The organism is Bradyrhizobium sp. 18BD, assembly GCF_054185225.1.
In genome coordinates this window covers 235,982-257,353 of sequence record NZ_JAVAYL010000008.1, presented here as the reverse complement: position 1 = coordinate 257,353, position 21,372 = coordinate 235,982, and the positions used below count along the sequence as shown (strand labels likewise).

Below are 21,372 nucleotides of genomic sequence, written 5' to 3'. Positions count from 1 at the left end.
CCGGCATCGTTAGCGCTTGGCGGAGCAGGTCTGGCCGCATGGCGCAACGGTTGCTGGGCGCCATCGCCGTGTTCTGGGCGGTGGCGAGCTTCACCTTCTGCATTCAGGCGCTGCTGCCCGGCGACCGCGCCGAGCTCATTCTCAACGTCGCGGCGGGCACCTTCACCCAGCCGACGGCGGCAGAGCTTGCGAAGGTCAATGCGAAATACGGCTTCGATGCGCCGGTCGCCGTACAATATCTTCGCTATCTGGCCGGCCTTGCCCGGGGTGATTTCGGCGAGTCCTATCAGACGCATCGACCGGTCCTGTCGATCATCGTCGAGCAGGTTCCTCCGACGATCGAGCTGACCCTGTCGGCCCTCGCCCTGGCCTGGATCATCGCCATCGGTCTGACGGTACCGACCGCCGGCCGTCGCGATCCGGTCTCGCGCGCGGTTGCCTCTTTTCAGGTCGCGGCCGCCGTGTCGCCTCCATACTGGATCGGTACGATCCTCCTCGTGGTGTTCGCCTTGAAGCTGCGGCTGCTTACGGTCGAGAGCGGCACCGGCGCGATCGGGCTCATACTGCCGGCGTTCGCGCTTGCGATCCCGCTCTCGGGCTTCATTGGTCAGGTCATCCGGGAGGAATTCGCGCGTGTTCTCGACCAGCCATTTGTGACCTCCGCGCGAATGCGCGGCATGAGCGATCTCGGCGTCAGACTGCTCCACGTGCTGCGCCACGCGGCGCTGCCGGGCATCACATTGTCTGGCTGGGCACTCGGCGCGCTGTTCTCGGGAGCGGCGGTGATTGAGACGGTGTTCGCGAGGCCAGGCCTCGGTGGAGTGCTGGTAGCGGCCACGTCGGCTCGCGATGTCCCGCTCGTCACCGGGATCATCGTCGCCTCGGCGGGCATGTACATTATCGCCAACCAGCTCGTCGATCTCGCCTACCCCCTCATCGATCCGCGGCTTAAGGCAACATGACCAGCACGAGTGATTTCGTCCCCGATCGCACGCTTCTGCCGATCCAGCTTTGGCGTGGCCTTGCCACTGCCGCTGCGCGCGCCCGGGCCATGCCGCCCAGCGTTTATCTGGCGGCTGCGATCGTCCTCCTTTACGTCCTTGCGGCGCTGGCGCCGACGCTGCTTCAGACACACGCGCCGTTCCGGACCGATCTCGGCGCGACGCTGCAATCGCCGTCGCTTGCGCATCTGTTCGGCAGCGACCAGTCCGGCCGCGATCTCTATTCGCGGGTGGTCGAGGGCACACGACAGTCGCTCGCCATCGGCATCGGCGCCACCACGCTGAGCATGACGCTCGCCCTGATCTTTGGCGTCTCGGCCGGGCTCGCCGGCGGCGCCGTGGATGGTGCCGTCAGCCGATTGCTGGAAGTGCTGTTCGCCTTTCCCAATCTGTTTCTCGGCCTGTTGCTGATCACGGTGTTCGAGGCAACGACGACGACGCTGATCATTGCAGTGGGGGTCGGCACCGCACCCGGCTACGCTCGCATGATCCGCGGCCAGTTTCTGACCGTCAAGCATGCCGGCTACGTCGAAGCGGCGCGTGCGCTCGGCCATCCCTATTGGCGCATCGTGCGCCGTCACATTTTTCCGAATGCCATGCGGCCGCTGGTCGCGATGATCACCCTGGGTCTCGGGCAATCGATCGTGTGGGCCTCAAGCCTGGCTTTCCTCGGGCTCGGCGTCGCACCGCCGTCTCCCGAATGGGGCGCGCTGCTCGATGCAGGCCGTCAATACGTGACGCGGGCATGGTGGCTCGAAGTGATGCCGGGGCTTGCGATCATCGCCTTCGCGCTGTCGGTCACGACGATCGGCCGCTACCTGCAGCGGCGCCTCGAAGGACGGGCGAGGGCGCTGTGACGATCATCCCGAGGCCAGCCGCCTTCGTCTCCTCCGACGGTTCCATGGGCTCGGCGACCACGCCGCTGCTCGAAGTCGAGAACCTCAAAGTGTCGTTCGGTCGCGGGCCGCGGCAGGTTGCAGCCGTGAAGGGGGTCTCGTTCAAGCTTGAGCAGGGACGTTGTCTTGCCATCGTCGGCGAGTCCGGCTCGGGCAAGAGCGTGACCGCGCGCAGCCTGGTCGGCCTGCCGGGACCTGAGGCGATCCTGCACGCCGACCGCCTGGCCTTTGCCGGCCGCGAACTAAGCCGCCTGAGCGATCGGGCATGGCGGGCGTTCCGGGGAAAAGACATCGGCTTCGTGCTCCAGGATGCGCTGGTGTCGCTGGATCCGCTCCGCCCGGTGGGCGAGGAGATCGCCGAAGGCTTGCGCTTGCATGGCGAGCTGCGGACACGCACCGAACGCGAGCGCCGCGTCGTCGATCTGCTCAAGCTCGTCGGCGTGCCGGATCCCGAGTTGAAAGCGCGTCAATTGCCACAGCAGCTCTCCGGCGGGCAGCGTCAACGTGCCCTGATCGCATCCGCGCTTTCACTCGATCCGCGGCTTCTGATTGCAGACGAGCCGACCACCGCGCTCGACGTCACCATTCAGGCGCAGGTGCTGGCCTTGCTGGAGGAGACACGCGCCCGCGGCAAGGCGCTGATCCTGATCAGCCACGATCTCGCTGTGGTCTCGCGGATGGCCGACGAGGTTCTGGTCATGCGCGATGGCGAGGTGGTTGAGCGCGGCTCCGCAGAGCAGATCTTCGGGGATCCGCGCCACGACTATACGCGCCGTCTGATCGACGCCATTCCGTCGGCCCATTCACGTGGCAGCCGGCTCGCTCCCTCATCCGCGCCACGCTTCACCCCGAGCCACGCGGACCGTCGGTCGCAGCGTGCCGGCGAGCGGCCGGAACCTGACGTGCTCTTGCGTGCCGACGGTCTGGTGAAGCGATTCAAGGGCCCGGACGGGAACCTGCATACGGCTGTCGACGGCGTCTCCTTCGTATTGCGCCGCGGCGAGACGCTCGGCATTGTCGGGGAGTCCGGCTCCGGCAAGTCGACGGTGGCGCGCCTTGCCATAGCGCTGGAGACGCCGGACGAAGGCGCGGTCGAGCTGCTCGGCGAGAGCTGGAGCGCGTTGCCGGAAGCCAGGCGCCGTGACAGGCGGCGCGCCATTTCGATCGTCTATCAGGATCCGCTGAGCTCGTTCGACCCGCGCTGGAGCGTGGCGCAGATCGTTCACGATGTGCTTCCCCATGACGAGCCTGACCCGCGCGGACGGATGGCCGAGCTATTTGCGCTGGTTGGCTTTCCGGCCTCGCTTGCGCACCGACGGCCGCTCGAACTGTCCGGCGGCCAGCGCCAGCGGCTGGCGATCGCGCGTGCCGTGGCGCCGCGGCCGCGCGTGATCGTCTGCGACGAGCCGGTGTCCGCGCTGGACGTGTCGATCCAGGCGCAGGTGCTCGATCTGCTCGGCGATCTCAAGCAGGCGCTCGGCGTCAGCTACCTCTTCATTTCGCACGATCTCGGTGTCGTGCACCACATCAGCGACCGCGTGCTCGTGATGAACCAGGGCCGCGTGGTCGAGAGCGGAGAGGCGGACGAGATATTCCTCAGTCCGCGCGCCGAATATACCAAACGCCTGGTCGCCGCGGTCCCGCGTCTTGTCCGCGATCGTGCAGCCGTGCGTTCGTTCAGCCACGTCGAGGGGAGTTCCGTATGAGCGCGCTGCATTTCAATGCCTTCGTCATGAACACCGTGTCGCACATCCAGCACGGGCTGTGGCGCCATCCCGATGCGCGGCAGGCGGATTTCGAGGACGTCAATCTCTGGATCGATCTGGCCAGGACGCTGGAGGCCGGGCTGTTCGACGCGATCTTCTTCGCCGACGTCGTCGGGGTCTATGGACCGGTTGGTGGCGACTACACGGTCAATGCGCGAGAAGGCCTCCAGATCCCGACCAACGATCCCTCGGTGCTGCTCTCCGCGCTCGCCGTCAATACCGAGCATCTTGGCCTCGCCTTCACCAGCTCGGTGCTGCAGGCTCATCCTTTCGAGTTCGCACGCCGGGCCTCGACGCTCGATCATATCAGCAGGGGACGCGTCGCCTGGAACATCGTCACCTCGACCCAGGAGAGCGCCGCCCGCAATTTCGGGCTCGACCGGCTGACCGCGCATGACGAGCGATACGAGTGGGCGGACGAATATCTCGAGGTCGTCTTCAAGCTATGGGAAGGCTCGTGGGACGACGGAGCGCTGCTGAAGGACCGCGAGCGCGGCATCTTCTCTGATGCGCGCCTGATCCATCGGATCAATCACGTCGGCAAGCGTTACCGTGTGGACGGGCCGCATCTGCCCTCGCCGTCGCCCCAGCGCACGCCACTGCTGTTCCAGGCGGGATCGTCAACGGCCGGCCGGGCTTTCGCCGCACGCAACGCCGAGGCGCAGTTCATCTCGACGCCGAACCCGCGAACCGCCGCCGAGCTGATCACGGAGACTCGCGACCTTGCCGAGCGCGCGGGTCGGCGTCGTGACGACATCAAGTTCTTCCAGGGCTTTGCTTTCGTCATCGGCAGCACCGAGGCGGAGGCGAAGCGCAAGGAGGCCGAGCTCGACAGCTATGTCAGTATCGACGGCTTCCTCGCCCATTCCAATCTCGGCGTGTCCCAGGACGACGGCCGGCCGTATCCACCGGAGACGCTGCTGAGGGATATCGAGACCAATGGCGGTCGCAGCCACATCGAATGGCTGCGCAAGCGCGAGCCCGGCCGCGAGCCGACGGTCGGCGATCTCGGCCGCCTCGTCGCCCAGCGTCACCCGCGGCTGGTCGGAACGCCCGAGCAGATTGCGGACGCACTCACCGAATGGCAGCGGGCCGGCATCGACGGCGTCAATCTGATCAATTGGACGATCCCGGGCTCCTACCAGGAGTTCAATGCCCATCTGCTCCCCGAGCTGCAGCGTCGGGGCCTCGCCAAGCGCGAATACACGCCCGGGACCCTGCGCAGAAAACTCTTCGGTCACGACCGGCTCGACGAGCGCCATCCGGCCGCCCGCTGGCGCGGTGCCTTCGCGCCACGCCAGGCGGCTGAGTGAGGCGGGCGGAAGCAGCATACGGTCTCGTCACGCCGCGCCTTTGCAAGCGCAACCGCGGCCGTCGTAAAGGCGAAAGACATCAATGATTACGGCCACCCCAACGGCGTGCTCAGCACCTGCTATCAGGCTGTCAATTTGAATATTCAACTCATCACCTCAAATTCGATATCAACTTTTACAGCAAACACTGGCCGGCCGATCAATACCCCCTTAAAGTCTTCGGCTTCCCCGGATTTTACTGAATGAACGAAGCCATTATCAGATCTGCCACGCAAGACGATCTGCCACAGGTGTTGAGCCTCTACCGACACCTTCATCCGCATGAGCCTCAATTGGAGACGGCCAAAGTCGAACACGTTTGGAGGACTTTGCTTGTATCCGACTTCATGACTGTGATCGTGGCCCAAACAGCAGAATTGCTTGTATCTTCATGCACTCTCGCTATCGTGCCCAACCTTTCTCGGGGCGGTAGATCATATGGGGTGATTGAAAATGTGGTCACTCACGCTGACTATCGTAAGTTGGGACTTGGCCGACGGGTTCTCGCTCACGCGCTCGATATTGCCGTGCGAGCCGACTGCTACAAGGTTCATTTAGCGACAGGCTCGAAGCAGGAGACGACGCTGCGCTTCTATGAGGGCGCTGGCTTTCATCGTGGAGCAAAAACCTACTTTGAAATACGCCGCTCTTGATGGGCGGTGTTTTGGGTGAGAAAAAGGCTCGCGTCCCCTGTGGGTTTCGGGGCCTAGTTGCTGGTGAGATCGCGCCCCTGCTGCTCGAGCCAATCGCAGAACACTGCGATATGTGGATCGGTCCGCCGCGCTTCCGGCAGATAGGCGAAGTAACTTCGCGCCGGGAGGCTGATGTCCGGAAATGGCGTTGTCAATCGCCCTGCTGCCAGGTCGTCAGCGACCAGCGCGGTTGGGCCCATCGCCACTCCGAGCCCATCGATCGCCGCCTGTATCGTCAGGTAGAAATGATCGAAGCTTAAAGACGCTTCGGGGCGAAGGGCGGGCTCTCCGGCTTCGGCCAACCAATCGCGCCACAATCGGGGCATCGAAGTGGTGTGAAGTAACGTATGGCGCGACAGATCACGGACGCCGGCCAGAGGAGCCTGATCTAGGATGGCCGGACTGCATACCGGTAGCCGCCTCTCACCGAAGAGGTAGCGAGAGGTGTAGCCTGGAAAGGTATCTGGTCCACCCCTGATCACGACGTCGAATGACTCCGCCAGTTCGTCGATCGTCTCGTTCGATGTACTCAAACGCACCTCGATGTCGGGATGCTCCTTACGAAACGCGCCCATGCGGGGCAACAGCCAGCGCAGACTGAAGGTCGCGAGTGCGTTCACATGCAGTGCAATGTATGGCGTGTCATGTCGTCTGGTTCGATGCTGCTGCACGGCGGCCGAAATGCGATCGAGCGCTGGTCCGAATTCAGCCAGCAGCGCCGCGCCGGCAGGCGTCAGCACGACCCGACGGACCGAGCGCCGAAAAAGCGCCGGTGCGCCCAACCAGTCTTCCAGGAGACGGATCTGTTGACTGACGGCGCCATGGGTCACGCTGAGCTCGGCAGCCGCTTCCTTCAGACTGCCGAGACGGGCGGCAGCTTCGAACGCGCGGACCGCATTCAGCGGCGGCAGACTACGTCGGGGGACAAAATTGGTCATAAGATAGAAATTCTAACCTGTAGTCAAAATATTACTGATTTGTGTCAATCGCAAGCCCGGTTCACTGTGACATTGACGATGCTTCGTAAGCCAAGCTCCACCAAGCTTTAGATTTTCTGCAATCGTTCAGTGCGCTTCGGATGATCGATGACCTATCATGAGACTCTCGCTCCCCCTTCGGCAGCTCTTGAAAATCGGACATATGCCGCGCGAACGCTTGCACTAACTGGCCTCAATCACGCCCTGCACGACGGCTTCACCGACGCGATCTACGTGCTGCTGCCGATCTGGCAGACTGAATTCGCGCTCAGCTACAGCGTACTCGCGATCTTTCGGGGTCTGTATTCCGGCGTCATGGCCTTTCTACAGATCCCGTCAGGGCATCTGGCGGAACGGATCGACCCCAAATTTATTCTCTGCTGTGGCACGGCACTCTCGGCGTTGGGCTACGCTCTTGCAGGTAGCTCCGGCGGCATCATTGGGTTGAGCTCCGCGCTGGCGTTGGCAGGCGCAGGTTCGAGCACCCAACACCCGCTGGCCTCCGCAGCAATCTCACGTGCATACGGGGGCCGTGCGCGCGGGCCCCTTGGTGTTTACAATTTTACAGGCGATCTCGGAAAAGCGGCAATCCCGGCGCTCTTGTCCGTGCTGCTCGTCAGCACTGCCTGGCGACACGCCGTATTCGCTCTTGCTGCCGCCGGCATCGCAGTATGCATCGCAATGGCTGTATGGATGCCGGCCGTCGGCAAGCGACATGAAGCAGGCTCGAAGGAAGAGTCCAGCCAAGCGGGTCAAGGTCGGGGTGGGTTTTATTGGCTGCTCGCGATTGGAATGCTCGATAGCGCCGTCAGAATGGGATTCCTCACTTTCCTGCCGTTTCTGCTGATTGAGAAAGGAGCAACGCTTCCTACCAGAGGTCTTGCTCTGGCGCTTGTCTTCATCGGCGGGGCTGCTGGTAAGTACGCTTGCGGCTGGCTCGGCGACAGGGTCGGCACACGGCAGACCGTTCTCTTCACCGAGATTGCTACTGCTTTTCTAATTCTCGGCGTCTTGTTTCTGCCGCTTGTCCCGGCCATTGTGCTTCTGCCGGCGTTGGGGGTGATGCTCAACGGCACATCGTCGGTCCTGTATGGCACCGTTCCCGAACTGACCTCGCCGCATCGCACCGAGCGTGCATTTGCCTTGTTCTATACCGGCACCATCGGCGCGGGCGCCGGAGCCCCTGTTCTCTATGGTTTGTTAGGCGACGGGTTCGGACCCGCGACGGCAACGGTCGCGACCGCGATGACGGCGATGGCGATCTGCCCGTTCATGATCGCACTCTCGAGGCACCTGAGCGAGGTCGAAGTCGGTACCAAGTCGCATCCGCCCGGATGAAAGGAATGACGCGGCTCGCCTTTGCCCGCGTCGTGGGTGGCTCGCTGTTGCTTACTAGTCTTTGCCAGAAGCCAATGTTCGGTAAATGAGTTTCCATCGTCAAACCGCAGGTTCGTTACATGAATACCATCTCGCAAGCGCCGCTCATTCTGATCACGGGCGGAAGTCGTGGCGTCGGCGCGGCGACTGCGCGTCTTGCAGCCGCGCAAGGTTACAACGTCGCGATCAGTTACATCGCAAACGAACCTGCCGCCCTCGCGGTGGCAATTGAGGTCGAAGCAGCAGGACGCAGGGCTTTGACCGTGCGCGCCGATAGTGCAGATCCTGAGCAAGTCGCTCAATTGTTTGCCGCGATCGACCAGGAGTTCGGCCGGATCGACGTATTGGTGAACAACGCGGCGATGCTGGCGCGGCAGTCCCGGCTGGAGGAGCTCGGTTTCGAGCGGATGCAGCGTATCTTCGCTGTCAATTCGATCGGGCCGATTCTCTGTTCACAGCAAGCGCTGAAACGGATGTCCTATCGCTATAACGGGCGGGGCGGTGTCGTCGTCAACGTCTCCTCGGCATCGGCCCGGCTCGGCAGTCCAAGAGAATACGTTGACTATGCAGCGTCAAAAGGTGCGCTCGAGACCTTCACGATCGGCTTCGCCAAGGAAGTCGCCCGGGACGGAATACGCGTCAACTGCATTCGACCTGGGCACATCTACACGGACATGCACGCAAGCGGTGGAGAGCCGGGGCGGGTCGACCGCGTCAAGGACTCGATTCCGATGGGCAGAGGCGGTCAACCCGAAGAGGTCGCACGGGCGATCCTTTGGCTCGCAAGCGCCGAGGCTTCCTTCGTCACGGGCACGTTCCTCGACGTCACCGGCGGTAAGTGAGCAACAGGGCGGCAACATCGTCGACGATTCAAACCAGTTTGTTTGAGATTGCCCCACCTGGACGACGGCCTCCGTGACGCCCTGATGCGGTGCTGTGATCGTCTTTCGGTGAGTTCAGGTATCCTTCAGAAAGATCGGGTCGATCTCCATGGACGGAGGCGCAGCGGCACTCATGAATACGGGCTGGAGCGTGTGTGATTTGAACCGCCAGACGTTGTCTTCGTTCAACACGCACTCATTGATCAGATCCGCCACCATCATTGGAGGATTTGACTGCCGCGTGGACGGATAAGTCAGGCCGCCATAGAAGACGATGATGCCCAGAACGGTCGCGGCGTGTTCGCTGCTCGATGCGACGTGCAGATTGGTGACAAGATGACGAACGGCCTTCACGCCGCTGATCGCCAGGCGATCCACTGCCTTCTCGCCGATTTGGCTGGCTCGCCACTCGTAAAATGCCCGGATCTCCTCACGCCCTTCGAACCGGTTATGCCCGACGACCTTCACGCCGTCTGGCGTGAAGAAGTCATGGGCCGTGCGCCCATCGTTGAAGTCGACGTCGTGCCAATATCTCACCCCAAGACGGTGGAGAGCATGCCAGAGGAGCAGGTCGTCGTCGGGTTTCGTTGGCATCCAGACTACTCTTGAGAGCTGGTTACAGATGCACTGAGGCGAAGTTCACTTGGTCCGTTTTACCGCCGCGATATGGAACCGCTTACGACGAATTTGGCGGGCTTCTGGTTGCGATTAGCTATGCCCGGATCATGTTATCTTGCCGGTGTTTTGCCCGACGTGTCAAACGGCTTTGCCCGATGCATCGTCGCGCGCGAAATCCTTCTTCGTGCAAGTCATTGATCTGACAAGCGTCGGCTACTGTGCATGGGGTTGTTTTCGCATTTTGTGTCGGCGGCAGTTTACGCCGAGCGCTGGTGTTGCGCCTGACCGTCGAATTGGCTCGGGACCGGATCAAGGCCTAGCCGTTCGCGCAGGGTGCCGTCGTGATACTCGCTCCGGAACAAGCCCCGCTTGCGCAGCAGCGGGACGACTTCGTCCGTGAAGATGGTGAACTGTGCTGGCAAGATCGGCGGCATGACGTTGAAACCATCGGCTGCGCCAGACACGAACCAGTCCTCGATCACATCGGCGATCTGCTCTGGCGTTCCCGTCGCCGTAAAGTGTCCGCGCGCGCCGGCGAGGCTGTGCAGCAGGCGGCGCAGCGTCGGTCGCTCGCGGGCGACGTAAGCCGTGATCAGCTGGGCGCGGCTGCGCGAGGCCTCCACCCGCGATGGATCCGGGAAATCGTCGACAGAGAGCACCTGATCAAGCTTCAGATGCGAAAAGTCATGGCCGCCGAACCGGTTCGACAAGCGGGACAGACCGACGCTGGGATGGGCGAGCTCGTTCAGCTCCTCCCACACCCGCGTGGCCTCAGCCTCGGTCGATCCGATCGCGGCGCTGATGCCCGGCAGGATGACGATCTGGTCCGGCCGTCGCCCCAGCCTGCGGGCCTGCGTCTTGATGTCGGAATAGAAGTCGATGGCGCTTTCTTTTTGCAGATGAGCGGTGAAGATCGCTTCAGCATAGCGCGCGGCGAAGGCGCGGCCATCCGTGGAGGCGCCGGCCTGAACGAAGACCGGCCGTCCCTGTGGCGAGCGCGGGACGTTGAGGGCGCCTGCGACGGAAAAATGCTTGCCGCGATGGTCGATGCGCCTGATGCGGTCGGCCTGAGCGTAGATGCCGGCTGCGCGATCGTCGAGGATGGCGTCCTTTGCCCAGCTGTCCCACAGTTTTGAGACGACCTCGACAAACTCATGGGCGCGCTCGTAGCGCCGGTCGATGCCGGCTTGGCGCTGCTGTCCGAAATTCGCGGCTGCTGCCGGCGCCCAGGATGTGACGATGTTCCAGCCGATGCGTCCGCCGCTGAGATGGTCGAGCGAGGCGAACTGGCGGGCGAGGTTGTAGGGCTCGCTGTAGGTCGTCGACGCCGTTGCGATCAGCCCGATCCGCTGCGTGAGCGCGGCGAGAGCGCCAAGTAGTGTCAGCGGCTCGAGCTCGCCGCGGGCGGCATGCCCGAGGTCTTGTCCAAGCGCGACATGGTCGGCAAAGAAGATCGAGTCCAGCTTTGCCGCTTCGGCCGCCAGTGCGAGGTCACGGTAATGGGCGAGATCAGTGGGGGCTCGCCGGGCGGAGTCCTTGTGGCGCCAGGCCGCCTCATGGTGTCCGCGGCCATGAATGAAGAGATTGAGATGCAGTTCGCGAGCCATTGATTTGGTCCTGTCGGAGTGATTAGACGGTGCCGGCAACGCCGAGGGCGGCGAGAAGCCCGTTGCGCAAATCATCGAAACGGTGATCCCGCGCGCGCGGATGAGGGAGGGTAATGGGCAGGTCGATGGTGATCCGCCCGTTCTCCATGACGAGAATACGATCGGCGAGCTTGATCGCCTCGTCGACGTCGTGGGTCACGAGCAGCACGGTCGGCCGCTGTTGCCGGATCAACTGGAACAGCAGGTCGTGCATCCTGAGCCGCGTCAGGGCATCCAGCGCGCCGAACGGCTCGTCGGCGAGCAACAGTTGCGGACTGCGGACCAGCGAACGCGCCAGCGCCACGCGCTGCTGCTCGCCTCCCGAGAGCGCATTCGGCCAGTCGCCTTCGCGCCCGGCGAGCCCGACGTCAGCCAGAGCCTTGCGCCCACGCTTGTCGGCATCCGCCGTGCGGAAGCCGAAGACGACGTTCTGGAGGACGGTTTTCCATGGCAGCAGCCGCGAGTCCTGGAAAAGGACCGAGCGATCGTCGGGAACAGAGATTGTGCCTTCACCATCGATGTCGTCGTCAAGGCCGGCGATGGCGCGCAACAAGGTGCTCTTGCCCGAGCCGCTTCTACCGATCAAGGCCACGAACTCGCCACGCGCAAGATCGAGCGACACGGCGTCGAGGACAATCCGATCGCCGAAGCGGCGTGTTACGCCAGCCAGGCGGACGGCCGGAGCGGAGCTTGTTTGCGGGGGCGCGAGAGCGTGGATCGAGGCGCTCATCAGGCCAGCGCCTTGCGGTAGGAGAGGGCCTTGCGCTCCCAGAGCCGGACGACGAAATCGGAGCCCAGGCCGAGCGCGGCGTAAATCACGAGGCCGACGACGATGATATCGGTCTGGCCGTAATCCCGGGCGCGGTTCATGAGATAGCCGATGCCCTCGGTGGTGTTGATCTGCTCGAGCACCACCAAGGCGGCCCAGCAGGTGGTCACGGCGAGCCTGAGCCCGGTGAAAAATCCCGGGAGTGCGCCGGGAAGCGCGATCTCGCGAACGAACGCGCTCCGCGACAGTCTCACACTGCGCGCCAGCTCGACGTAACGCACGTCCATTCCTCTGAGCGCCGCATGCGTGTTGATGTAGACTGGGATCAGCACGCTCGACGCAATCAACGCGATCTTCATCGTTTCGCCAATGCCGAGCCACAAGATCGCCAACGGGATCAGCGCCAGGGTCGGAATGGCGCGCTTGACCTGGACCAGGCCGTCGATCGACGCCTCGCCGATGCGGCTGAGGCCGGCGGCGAGTGCCAGCAAGACACCGATTGCGACGCCGATGCCAAGCCCGAGATAGGCTCGTCTGGCCGAGGCGAGGAAGTGGTCAACGAGCGTGCCGGAGGCCAATAGCTTGAAGCCGGTGAGCAGGGCGGTCGACGGCGCCGCCAGGAACTTTGGCGAGATCCAGCCGACTGTTGATGCGAACTCCCAGACGACGACCAGCACGACGGGGCCCAACAGGATGGCGGCATTCGGCAACCGAGCCGGCGCGAGCCTGGGCAGGCGGCCGCTCTGAGCGTTGGACGAGCGCTTCCTTCGCGGCGCTCCCGAAACGTAGACAGGTAGGCTCAGATCATCGGCTCGATCCGTCATGGTCGATTCAGTTCGTCTTGCTAATGACATCGTCGAACCGCAGGTCGAACTCCTCCCGCGCGTCGAGCCGCTTCGGCAGGTCCCCGGCCTCAACGATCACGTCGATCAGGGCTTGCTGCCTGGGAATGAGGCTCGTCAGTGACGGGAAATCGTAGACGCCATCCGCCTCGACGATCTTGCGCCCGTCAGCCGGTTTCAGGTTTTGCCGCTTGACATAATAGGCCTCGACCCAAGCATCGACGTTCTTGTTCGACCAGCGATTGGCCTCGATCCATGCGACGACGAACTCGCGGATCGCCGCCGCTTTGGCGGGGTCGTCCAACGCCTTCTTGCTGGCATAGAGGTAGGTCAGGCTCCTTGGCAGCCGGTCGTTCTGCGCCTTGGGAATCGCGCTGGCGCCACGGTCGGCAAAATCAGAGAGATAGCGGGAGAAGTGCGGCTCGTTCAGCGAGGCGACGTCGACTTGGCCGGAACGGATCGCATCGGGGAAGTCGGCGGCGCGCAGGGGGACGAGGCGGACATCCTTCCGCGTCAAGCCGGCGAGCTTCAACGCGTTGAGGACGAACGGCTGGCGTCCGGTGCCTTCGCCATATGCGATGCTCTTGCCGCGCAATTGCTCCAGTGTGTCGATCTTCAAGCCCGGCCGTACCGCGAAGAAATAGTCGGCTTCCGACGACGTCCGGGCTGCGACGATCGGGATCTGCTCTCCGGCGGCGTGGGCCTGGATCGGCGGGGTGTTGCCGACGGTTGCGAGGTCGAGCGCGCCGGCCCGGAAGGCTTCGAGAATGGCGGGACCGCCAAGAAAGTTGGCATAGGTAATCGTGCTCGAAAGCTTCTCCGCGGCGCCGGAGGCGCGCATCAGCGTTTGAAGTCCCTCGTTCTGATCGGCGACGACGAGCTTTGTGCCTGAAGGCGCCTTCTGTGTCTGTCCTGCGGCTGTTCCCGAGGCCATCACGGTAACGGATAGCAGGATGAACCAACTCGATAGCCTACGACGCATCAGCGTGGATCGTCTTGCAGGTGATGGCACGTTCGACACGCTCGCTCCTCGTTCCGGATGATGGCCGCTCTGGTCTCTCGGAAAAGGGCACAGCCAACCAATACTGGCGAGAAATCGTTTTGTTAGTCAAACGAATGCTGTTTCCATTGTGAGCGCGGTAAGCGAAGAGTCTTCTCGTTGGTGGTGCCAACTGGAGAACGTTGATTGTGTGGAACGAGAGATGCTGTTGAAGAGCTGCGCAGCGAGTGTCTTTCGGATCGAGTGCACACCCGGCATGGATGAAGCTTGCGTCCACCATTCACGATGCAGAATTTCCTCCTGCGTTAACCTCGCTTTTTAAAAGCACTCTCTTGCTTCTCCATCGTAGAAACCGATCAAGTTCCACGCTTGTCTCATAATCCGGATTCCAAGATGACATTGAAGAGCATTGTTGCGGCTGCAATGATTCTGGCTTCTGCTGCGATTGCTTCCGAAGCTGCGGCGGGCCCGACCGTTGATAGAATTAGGGCGCGTGGCGAGTTAACCTGTGGTGTCTCCCAGGGATCAGCCGGCCTGTCGCTGCCGGATGGACAGGGGCGCTGGAGTGGGCTCGACGTCGACTACTGCCGGGCATTGGCTGCGGCCGTCTTGGGTGACGCATCAAAGGTGCGGTTCGTTCCCTTGAGCTCACAGCAGCGCTTCACCGTCCTGCAATCCGGCGAGGTCGACGTGCTGTCGCGCAATACCACCTGGACGTCCGGCCGCGATGCCTCGCTCGGGATTCTGTTCGTCGGCACGATCTTCTACGACGGCCAGGCCTTCATGGTGCCGAGGAAGCTCGGCGTCACTAGATCGACTGAGCTGAACGGCGCGACCGTTTGCGTTCAACCGGGGACGGTCAATGAGCAGAATCTGGTCGACTATTTCCACGCCAACAAGCTGACCTTCAAATCTGTGATCATCGAAAGCCTGCCGGAGCTGGAGGGCGCCTTCTACGCCGGACGCTGCGACGTCTATCTGTCGGATGCCTCGACCCTGTCGGCGAGCCGCGCGGCGCGGGCCTCGTCGCCCGACGATTTCGTGATCTTGCCGGAACGCATCACCAAGTCCCCGCTGTCGCCGGCGGTGCGCGCCGATGACGCCAATTGGTTCGCCATCGCCCGCTGGACGCTCAATCTGCTGATCGAAGCGGAGGAGCTTGGTGTCACCAGTGCAAATCTCGAGACACAGAAGAAGTCCGAGAACCCGGCGATCCAACGCTTGCTGGGCGTGACGCCCGGGATCGGCAAAAGCTTCGGGCTGGACGATGTCTGGGGTGGCCGTGTGATCGCGGCCGTCGGCAACTACGGCGAAATCTTCGAGCGCAATCTCGGTCCCAAGACCGCCCTGCGTCTTACCCGCGGCCAGAACGCGCTGTGGCGCGACGGGGGCCTGCTCTACTCGCCGCCGTTCCAATAGGAAACATGTTGACGGCGCTGACGACGCGAGGCTGGCGCCGAAGGGGCCTCGCCGGGCGCGCAATCGTCGCAGTCTCGGTCGTGATCGGCGTGGCGGCAGGCTGGATGGTCCTGTCCGCCGCGCTGGCGGTGCGAGGAATCGCGACCGGTTTCGATTTCCTGTGGCGGCCGGCGAGCTTCCAGATCTCGGAAGCGCTGTTCGCGGTGACGCCTTCCGATCCGATTGTCGTCACCTTGGCGGCAGGGCTGGCCAACACCCTGCTTGTGGTGCTGGTCGCAAGCCCTCTCGCCTTGGCTATCGGCATCGTCGTGGGCCTGCTGCGAGCAAGTCCCAGCGCGCGAATCGTGCGGTTGGCCGGGATCTATGTTCAGCCGCTGCGAAACACGCCGGTGATCCTGCAGCTGTTCCTGTGGTATGGCTTGCTGATCCGCTACCTGCCGGCGCCGCGCGACGCGGTGGAGTTGCTTCCCAGCGTCTTTCTCAGCAGTCGAGGTCTCGCCCTTCCGGCCGCATCGCTTCATGCGCCGTTTCTCGATTGGCCGGTGCTGCGCGGGTTTAATTTCGTCGGTGGGTGGACGTTGTCACCGGAGCTTCTGGCGCTGATCGGTGGCTTGGCGCTGTTCCATGGGGCTTCGCTTGCGGAGGTCGTGCGGGCCGGCATCGAGGCAGTGCCGATCGGGCAGGGGGAAGCGGCGCGCGCGTTGGGACTCGGTCGGCTGAAGGGCCTCTGGCTTGTCGTGCTGCCTCAGGCCAGAAGATTGGCGGTACCGGCCGCAGCCTCCCAATTGCTGATCCTTGCGAAGAACAGCACGCTGGCCGTGGCCATCGGCTATCCCGACTTTGTGTCGGTGACCAATACGGTGATCAACCAGACCGGCCGTGCGATTGAAGGGACTGCAATCATCCTCGGCGTGTTTCTTGTTCTCAACCTGTCGCTCGGCGCACTGGTCGAACGCTACAATGAAGTCTCGACCAGGCGCGGCATGGCTGCGAGCGCGGATAGCGGGCGCACGGCGACGACATCGCAGCATGCCACCTGGCTCGACGCGCTGCTGCTCGCGACGGTGTTGGCCTTGAGCTGGCCTTTGCTGCGTTGGGGCACGATTGATGCGGTGTGGGCGGGGACATCTGCCGATTGCCGCGCGACTCGTGGTGCGTGCTGGGCGCTACTCGCGGAGAAGGGACGCCTGATGATGTTCGGCGCCTATCCGGCGAGCGAGATCGTCCGCCCCCTCGCTGCGACGATGATCTTTTCGGGACTGATCACATGGAGTCTGTTGGACGCAGGACGCCATTGGCGGCGGATTGCGCTGGGCTGGTCCATCGGTACCGTCGCTGCGATCGTGATCATGGGTGGTGGCATCTTCGGTCTTCGGACTGTCAGCCCACTGGATTGGGGTGGTGTGCCCCTCACCATCGGCCTGGCTGTGCTGTCTTTCACCCTTGCGGTGCCGCTTGGCATGCTACTCGCCCTGGCGCGAACTTCGGACCAGGCAGGCTTGAGAAGTTCTGCGGTTGCAGTGATCGAGATGCTGCGCAGCCTGCCCCCTGGTGAGCCTGCTGTTCGCAGTTGCCGTTATCCTGCCGCTGCTTGTGCCCTGGGACGCGCCGGGTGGAAAGCTCGCGCGGTGCCTGCTGGCGCTCACGCTGTTGCTGTCGGCCTACCTGGCGGAGGTCTTTCGCGGCGGCATCCAGGCGATCCCCACCGGCGAGCTGGATGCCGCACGCGCCCTCGGCCTCGGCTATTGGCGGACGCAGCAATTGGTGATCTGGCCGCAAGTGTTCCGGCTCTGCTCGGCACCACTGGTCAATACCTTCATCGGCGGCTTCAAGGACACGTCGCTGGTTCTGGTAATTGGGCTGCTCGACGCATTTGCCGCGACCAAGGCAGCCCTTGCTGATCCCGAATGGAGATTGTTTTCCACTGAGGCCTATCTCGTCCTGGCGGCGATCTACTTCGCCGCCTGCTATGCGATGTCACGTTATGCTGCTCGTCTCGAGCGCGGAAGCGGATCACGTGAGCGACGTCATTGAACATCGGCGACCGCCAGCAACGATCAGTTTGGTTGGATCGTGCTGGAGCTGTCAAAAATTCCCCGGTTCGGGTCTTCGACAATCGACTCTTACGCCGTCGGCCAACGAGCCTCGGGGTAAACGGTGCGGTCGCACAGTTGCAAACAGGCTCACGTCACTGGCGGCGATACGTCGCGGGCCTAGTCCTGTATTCGCGTCGGGCGTCTTTTACAGAGGAGGACGCGCGCTGCGTTATCGAAGTCATGCTGGCTTTCGTGCGAAAGCGAAGCGCAGGTATCGCTCGAGCCGAAGGCCCTCTGGGGCGCGTTTTGGTTCGACCAGCGTGGCAAAGGCCTGCCGGATCGCATCCCGTTCCTGCGCGGAAAATCCGTCGAGGAAGTTGCCGAATGCGCTGGCTTCGGACCAGCCGAGGACCGTACCGACGCTGTCGTGGAAGTCAACCAGCGAGCGCAGCTCACTTCGATAGTCGACGAAACCGGCCGCGACGAAGTGTGCTCTCAACTGGTCGTCCGTTGCTCCCAGCACACGGTGCGCCTCTCCGCTCCTTTCGGCAAATCCGGCCTGTTCGATCGCTTGGCGCATCAGGGTGCGTGATTCGTGCGGCTTGGATGGATCCTGGATGTTCAGGCCGAGCCGGCCACCGGGCTTGAGGACGCGGCGAATTTCCTGCAGTGCCCGAGACTTGTCCGCGATCCAGTGGAAGACAGAGTTGAGGTAGACCACGTCGAACTCTGCGTCTCCAAAGTGCGATAGGTCCTCGGCGCGGCCGACGTTGAACGTCAAATTCGCGGTCTGGCGCAGTAGCGCGATGGCAATTCGGTTCTCCAGAGGATCGATGCCTGTCACGCGACCGTGTATGCCGGTGAGACCCGCGACGAATTGGGTGAGCCGGCCGGTGCCGGCGCCGATATCGAGGACGTGATCCCCGGCTTTCACGGCGAGTGGCCCGATCAAGAACTTCCCATGGTGAAACTGAAGGATGCCGGCTTGCTCGTAAACCTGCGCAAGCTCGGGAGTATCTCGTTCGAGGCTGATGACGCCAGACACCGGCATGTTTGCTCCAGGAATTCAAAAGACAACGAGTGCGGACCAATTGGTTGGATTCTATGCCGTCACTGTCGGGAATGTCGATGAAATGTATTTGCGTTGTCGGAGGCGACGCGAGCATGAATTCAACGGCTGCGCGCCGGACGTAGAGGAAGCTGAGCGTGGAGTCGTTCGTTGTCTGCATCGCCTCGGGTCGGTTCGTGACGCTGCGTGGACAAGTCGAGCCGCGTCACCGATGCAAATCTTTCAACGTGCAACGACGCCATGACGATTTCGTTGCACGCTTGGTCAAACAAAGCCCATTCCATTTCATTGACGTAATGTCGATCGCTTTTACGATTTGACGGCATCCGACACTCCAAACTCCAGGTGCAACATGTCTCAATCCGATGTCGATCACGCTGCTCACGAGGCGTTGCGCCTGATCGGGCCCGACCCGCAGAATTGGGTGCCGGATCACGAGGGCGTCGATCACAACGTCGCCATTGTCGGTGGTGGGCAATCCGGTAGTGCGTTCGCCTTTGCACTGCGCCGAGGGGGAATCGGGAAAGTCACCGTGATCGACGCGGCCGACGACGCGACCTCGTCCGGCCCCTGGTTGACGAGCGCGCGCATGAACAAGCTGCGCACTCCGAAGGGACTGTCGGGACCCGAACTCGGTGTGCCGGGCTTTAGCTTCCAGGCTTGGTACGAATCCCGCCACGGTAGAGCGGCCTACGATGCGATCGATCGCATCCCGCGGCTCGACTGGGCGGCCTATCTCGACTGGTACCGCAAGACGCTTGGTATCGAGGTCCGTTACCGAACGCGGCTGATCCGCATTGAGCCTGTGGATGGCCATTTGCGGCTTCATCTCGACATCGTCGGCAAGATTGCAACGGAAACGGCCCGCAAGGTGATTCTCGCCAGCGGTTTCCCGAGCAATGGTGGTCCGTTCATTCCCGAAGTGATCTCGCAAAATCTACCGAAGGAGCTGTATGCGCATACGCTCGAGGCGATTGATTTTGCCAAGTTGCATGACAAGTCAGTCGCTGTGATCGGAAGCGCTGCCTCCGCGTTCGACGCCGCTGCGGTGGCGCTGGAAGCCGGGGCGAGGGAAGTGCATCTCTTCGCGCGCCGCGACAAGCTTGCTTCGGAGCCGGTGATCCGGACGCGCGGTTATCCGGGCGCTTACGACAATTATGGAGCGCTGCCGGATGCCATCCGTTGGCATCAGGCTATCCGCTTCCGTCGCGCCGGCTCGACGCCGCCGCCTGACGCGGTCGCGCGCGCGGTGAAGTTCCCGAACTTCAATCTCCACCTGGGGGCCTCCTGGACATCGGCCAAACCGTTCGGGCGGCGGCTGCTCGCCGCGACGAACGAGGGCGATATCGCGCTCGATTTCGTCATCGTCGGGACGGGTTATCAGGTCGATCTCGCCAGGCGGCCGGAACTGGCTGCCTTCTCGGACAAAATCCTGTTGTGGGGCGACCGCTTCTCTCCGCCATCCGACCAGACGGACGAAAGTCTGGCGGCGCATCCCTATCTCGGCTTGGGGCACGAATTCCTGGAGAAAGAACCCGGACGCGCGCCCTATCTCCGTAACATCCATGTCTTCAACCCATCGGCGTTTGTCAGCTTCGGTTTGCCGATCGGGGACGTTCCGAGCTTCAAGCGCGACATTCCGGGCGTCGTTTCGCGGATCAGCAGGGATCTCTTTCTGGACGACCTCCCGGCACACGAGGCACGGATCAATGCAGCGATCGCCGACGATTTCGAGCCCGCGCTCTATGCATCGGCAGTCTGGCGCTCGCCAAACACCGTCGCGGCTGAATAGCGGAGAGCGCAAATAAACAGGTGGAGGCGTTATGAAGGGGCGTTCAACTATTTCCCGCGTCCCCTCAACTTTGGAAGCTATTTCCGAAGTCGTTGAGTTAGCATCCTGCAACTGAGCGCGAGGCTGCATTGATGCAGCCTCTACGGAAAGATCCCGCCAGACGCGATTGCCGCCAGAGCAGACGGTGATCCCGCAAGAGCATTGATCACGACCATCGCAGCTTTCACTCCGCCATCGCTCCAGCGATCGGCGAACGGCGGAGCCTTGTCCAAATGGGATCGCGGGGAAGATGACATGACGGACGCAATCACCATCGACAACGTCATTCCGCGCGCGGACATCATCAAGCGCTCGGCACGGATCGGCGCGGAGATCAGGAATGTCAAGCTTTCCGGCGACCTGCCGGACCAGACGATCACTGCGCTCAACCAGTTGCTGCTCGAGCACAAGGTTATATTCCTGCGGGACCAAAACCATCTCGACGACGCTGAGCAGGAGCGTTTCGCCGTCCGGCTCGGTAAGCTGGTGCCGCATCCGACGGTCGGCGCCACCAGGGGAACGGCATCGATCCTCGAGCTCGATTCCGGACGGGGCGGTGGCCGCGCCGACCAATGGCATACCGACGTCACCTTCGTCGACGCCTATCCCAAGATATCGGTCCTGCGCGGGGTGGTGATCCCGGAGTTCGGCGGCGACACGATCTGGTCGAACACGGCCGCGAGCTATCTCGATCTGCCAGCGCCGCTGCGCAAGCTGGCTGACGAGCTCTGGGCGGTGCATAGCAATGCCTACGACTACGCGGTCAAGACCCGCGCGAGCGAGGCGGACCGAAAGCATTTCGAGGATGTCTTCACCGGCACAATCTACGAGACCGAGCATCCCGTCGTTCGCGTCCATCCCGAGACCGGCGAACGGACGCTCGTACTCGGCAATTTCGTCCAGCGCTTCGTCGGCCTGTCGAAATACGACAGCCAGAAGCTGTTCGACCTGTTCCAGTCACACATCACTGCGCCCGAAAACACGGTGCGGTGGAGCTGGCGGCAAGGCGATGTCGCGATCTGGGACAACCGTGCAACTCAGCATTACGCGGTCAACGATTACGGCGACCAGCATCGTGTCGTCCGCCGCGCCACCATCGACGGCGAGGTTCCGGTCAGTGTCGACGGCCGCACGAGTGTGATCCGTATCAAGTCGACGAAGCCGCAGGCGAAGGCCGCCTGAAACGGGAAAGGAGTGAAG

The 21,372-nt window shown here is 62.8% G+C and carries 18 protein-coding genes and 1 pseudogene; 12 read left to right on the top strand and 7 right to left on the bottom strand.

What is annotated here, in order from left to right:
- Positions 1–50: 50 nt before the first annotated feature.
- The 5 genes from RAD16_RS17155 to RAD16_RS17135 all read left to right on the top strand — a co-directional run bounded on the left by RAD16_RS17155 (position 51) and on the right by RAD16_RS17135 (position 5,668).
- A complete protein-coding gene (locus RAD16_RS17155) occupies positions 51–962 on the top strand; it encodes an ABC transporter permease (protein ID WP_458159068.1) in 912 nt (303 codons plus the stop codon).
- A complete protein-coding gene (locus tag RAD16_RS17150) occupies positions 959–1,858 on the top strand; it encodes an ABC transporter permease (protein ID WP_458159067.1) in 900 nt (299 codons plus the stop codon). Before RAD16_RS17155 ends, RAD16_RS17150 begins: the two co-directional genes overlap by 4 nt.
- A 44-nt stretch (positions 1,859–1,902) precedes the next feature.
- Complete coding sequence (locus RAD16_RS17145; RefSeq protein WP_458159139.1) at positions 1,903–3,603, top strand: dipeptide ABC transporter ATP-binding protein; 1,701 nt, start codon at positions 1,903–1,905, stop codon at positions 3,601–3,603.
- Positions 3,600–4,976 (top strand): LLM class flavin-dependent oxidoreductase, encoded by a 1,377-nt coding sequence (locus tag RAD16_RS17140; RefSeq protein WP_458159066.1) that lies wholly within the window; start codon positions 3,600–3,602, stop codon positions 4,974–4,976. Before RAD16_RS17145 ends, RAD16_RS17140 begins: the two co-directional genes overlap by 4 nt.
- A 242-nt stretch (positions 4,977–5,218) precedes the next feature.
- Entirely contained in the window at positions 5,219–5,668 is a 450-nt protein-coding gene (locus tag RAD16_RS17135) for a GNAT family N-acetyltransferase (protein WP_458159065.1), read from the top strand.
- A 53-nt stretch (positions 5,669–5,721) separates the two neighbouring features.
- Here the strand turns inward: RAD16_RS17135 and gcvA are convergent, their stop codons facing one another.
- On the bottom strand, positions 5,722–6,645 hold the full coding sequence (gene gcvA / locus RAD16_RS17130; protein WP_458159064.1) for a transcriptional regulator GcvA: 924 nt from the start codon (positions 6,643–6,645) through the stop codon (positions 5,722–5,724).
- 147 nt (positions 6,646–6,792) lie between these two features.
- On the opposite strand from gcvA, the gene RAD16_RS17125 reads away from it, so the two are divergent.
- On the top strand, positions 6,793–8,022 hold the full coding sequence (locus RAD16_RS17125) for an MFS transporter (RefSeq protein WP_458159063.1): 1,230 nt from the start codon (positions 6,793–6,795) through the stop codon (positions 8,020–8,022).
- 119 nt (positions 8,023–8,141) lie between these two features.
- Entirely contained in the window at positions 8,142–8,903 is a 762-nt protein-coding gene (locus RAD16_RS17120; protein WP_458159062.1) for an SDR family oxidoreductase, read from the top strand.
- 114 nt (positions 8,904–9,017) lie between these two features.
- On the opposite strand, the gene RAD16_RS17115 is transcribed toward RAD16_RS17120, so the two are convergent.
- The 5 genes from RAD16_RS17115 to RAD16_RS17095 all read right to left on the bottom strand — a co-directional run bounded on the left by RAD16_RS17115 (position 9,018) and on the right by RAD16_RS17095 (position 13,799).
- The gene (locus tag RAD16_RS17115) at positions 9,018–9,536 is read right to left on the bottom strand and encodes a nuclear transport factor 2 family protein (RefSeq protein WP_458159061.1); all 519 of its coding nucleotides are present in this window, start codon (positions 9,534–9,536) and stop codon (positions 9,018–9,020) included.
- Positions 9,537–9,817: 281 nt separating this feature from the next.
- Positions 9,818–11,167 (bottom strand): LLM class flavin-dependent oxidoreductase, encoded by a 1,350-nt coding sequence (locus tag RAD16_RS17110; protein ID WP_458159060.1) that lies wholly within the window; start codon positions 11,165–11,167, stop codon positions 9,818–9,820.
- 22 nt (positions 11,168–11,189) lie between these two features.
- Positions 11,190–11,936 (bottom strand): ABC transporter ATP-binding protein, encoded by a 747-nt coding sequence (locus tag RAD16_RS17105; RefSeq protein WP_458159059.1) that lies wholly within the window; start codon positions 11,934–11,936, stop codon positions 11,190–11,192.
- A complete protein-coding gene (locus RAD16_RS17100) occupies positions 11,936–12,799 on the bottom strand; it encodes an ABC transporter permease (RefSeq protein WP_458159058.1) in 864 nt (287 codons plus the stop codon). Before RAD16_RS17100 ends, RAD16_RS17105 begins: the two co-directional genes overlap by 1 nt.
- 7 nt (positions 12,800–12,806) lie before the next feature.
- Entirely contained in the window at positions 12,807–13,799 is a 993-nt protein-coding gene (locus tag RAD16_RS17095; protein ID WP_458159057.1) for a PhnD/SsuA/transferrin family substrate-binding protein, read from the bottom strand.
- 411 nt (positions 13,800–14,210) lie between these two features.
- On the opposite strand from RAD16_RS17095, the gene RAD16_RS17090 reads away from it, so the two are divergent.
- The 3 genes and pseudogenes from RAD16_RS17090 to RAD16_RS17080 all read left to right on the top strand — a co-directional run bounded on the left by RAD16_RS17090 (position 14,211) and on the right by RAD16_RS17080 (position 17,270).
- A complete protein-coding gene (locus tag RAD16_RS17090) occupies positions 14,211–15,236 on the top strand; it encodes an amino acid ABC transporter substrate-binding protein (protein WP_458159056.1) in 1,026 nt (341 codons plus the stop codon).
- Positions 15,237–15,241: 5 nt separating this feature from the next.
- Positions 15,242–16,177, top strand: a pseudogene (locus tag RAD16_RS17085) (ABC transporter permease subunit); the annotation flags it as partial.
- 610 nt (positions 16,178–16,787) lie between these two features.
- The gene (locus tag RAD16_RS17080; protein WP_458159055.1) at positions 16,788–17,270 is read left to right on the top strand and encodes an ABC transporter permease subunit; all 483 of its coding nucleotides are present in this window, start codon (positions 16,788–16,790) and stop codon (positions 17,268–17,270) included.
- A gap of 240 nt (positions 17,271–17,510) precedes the next feature.
- Here the strand turns inward: RAD16_RS17080 and RAD16_RS17075 are convergent, their stop codons facing one another.
- Positions 17,511–18,323 carry a class I SAM-dependent methyltransferase gene (locus RAD16_RS17075; protein WP_458159054.1) on the bottom strand — a complete coding sequence of 271 codons (813 nt, stop codon included), beginning with the start codon at positions 18,321–18,323 and terminating at the stop codon, positions 17,511–17,513.
- 409 nt (positions 18,324–18,732) lie between these two features.
- On the opposite strand from RAD16_RS17075, the gene RAD16_RS17070 reads away from it, so the two are divergent.
- Complete coding sequence (locus RAD16_RS17070; RefSeq protein ID WP_458159053.1) at positions 18,733–20,133, top strand: FAD-dependent oxidoreductase; 1,401 nt, start codon at positions 18,733–18,735, stop codon at positions 20,131–20,133.
- A gap of 294 nt (positions 20,134–20,427) precedes the next feature.
- A complete protein-coding gene (locus tag RAD16_RS17065) occupies positions 20,428–21,354 on the top strand; it encodes a TauD/TfdA dioxygenase family protein (protein ID WP_458159052.1) in 927 nt (308 codons plus the stop codon).
- The last annotated feature ends 18 nt before the right edge of the window (positions 21,355–21,372 follow it).

What these genes read in the sequence shown, in the direction of transcription:
- RAD16_RS17145 (WP_458159139.1), top strand. Translation starts at nt 1,903, where the DNA reads ATGGGCTCGGCGACCACGCCGCTGCTCGAAGTCGAGAACCTCAAAGTG.
- gcvA (WP_458159064.1), bottom strand. Translation starts at nt 6,645, where the DNA reads ATGACCAATTTTGTCCCCCGACGTAGTCTGCCGCCGCTGAATGCGGTC.
- RAD16_RS17140 (WP_458159066.1), top strand. Translation starts at nt 3,600, where the DNA reads ATGAGCGCGCTGCATTTCAATGCCTTCGTCATGAACACCGTGTCGCAC.
- RAD16_RS17110 (WP_458159060.1), bottom strand. Translation starts at nt 11,167, where the DNA reads ATGGCTCGCGAACTGCATCTCAATCTCTTCATTCATGGCCGCGGACAC.
- RAD16_RS17100 (WP_458159058.1), bottom strand. Translation starts at nt 12,799, where the DNA reads ATGACGGATCGAGCCGATGATCTGAGCCTACCTGTCTACGTTTCGGGA.
- RAD16_RS17105 (WP_458159059.1), bottom strand. Translation starts at nt 11,936, where the DNA reads ATGAGCGCCTCGATCCACGCTCTCGCGCCCCCGCAAACAAGCTCCGCT.
- RAD16_RS17115 (WP_458159061.1), bottom strand. Translation starts at nt 9,536, where the DNA reads ATGCCAACGAAACCCGACGACGACCTGCTCCTCTGGCATGCTCTCCAC.
- RAD16_RS17120 (WP_458159062.1), top strand. Translation starts at nt 8,142, where the DNA reads ATGAATACCATCTCGCAAGCGCCGCTCATTCTGATCACGGGCGGAAGT.
- RAD16_RS17065 (WP_458159052.1), top strand. Translation starts at nt 20,428, where the DNA reads ATGACGGACGCAATCACCATCGACAACGTCATTCCGCGCGCGGACATC.
- RAD16_RS17150 (WP_458159067.1), top strand. Translation starts at nt 959, where the DNA reads ATGACCAGCACGAGTGATTTCGTCCCCGATCGCACGCTTCTGCCGATC.
- RAD16_RS17125 (WP_458159063.1), top strand. Translation starts at nt 6,793, where the DNA reads ATGACCTATCATGAGACTCTCGCTCCCCCTTCGGCAGCTCTTGAAAAT.
- RAD16_RS17095 (WP_458159057.1), bottom strand. Translation starts at nt 13,799, where the DNA reads ATGCGTCGTAGGCTATCGAGTTGGTTCATCCTGCTATCCGTTACCGTG.
- RAD16_RS17075 (WP_458159054.1), bottom strand. Translation starts at nt 18,323, where the DNA reads ATGCCGGTGTCTGGCGTCATCAGCCTCGAACGAGATACTCCCGAGCTT.
- RAD16_RS17090 (WP_458159056.1), top strand. Translation starts at nt 14,211, where the DNA reads ATGACATTGAAGAGCATTGTTGCGGCTGCAATGATTCTGGCTTCTGCT.
- RAD16_RS17135 (WP_458159065.1), top strand. Translation starts at nt 5,219, where the DNA reads ATGAACGAAGCCATTATCAGATCTGCCACGCAAGACGATCTGCCACAG.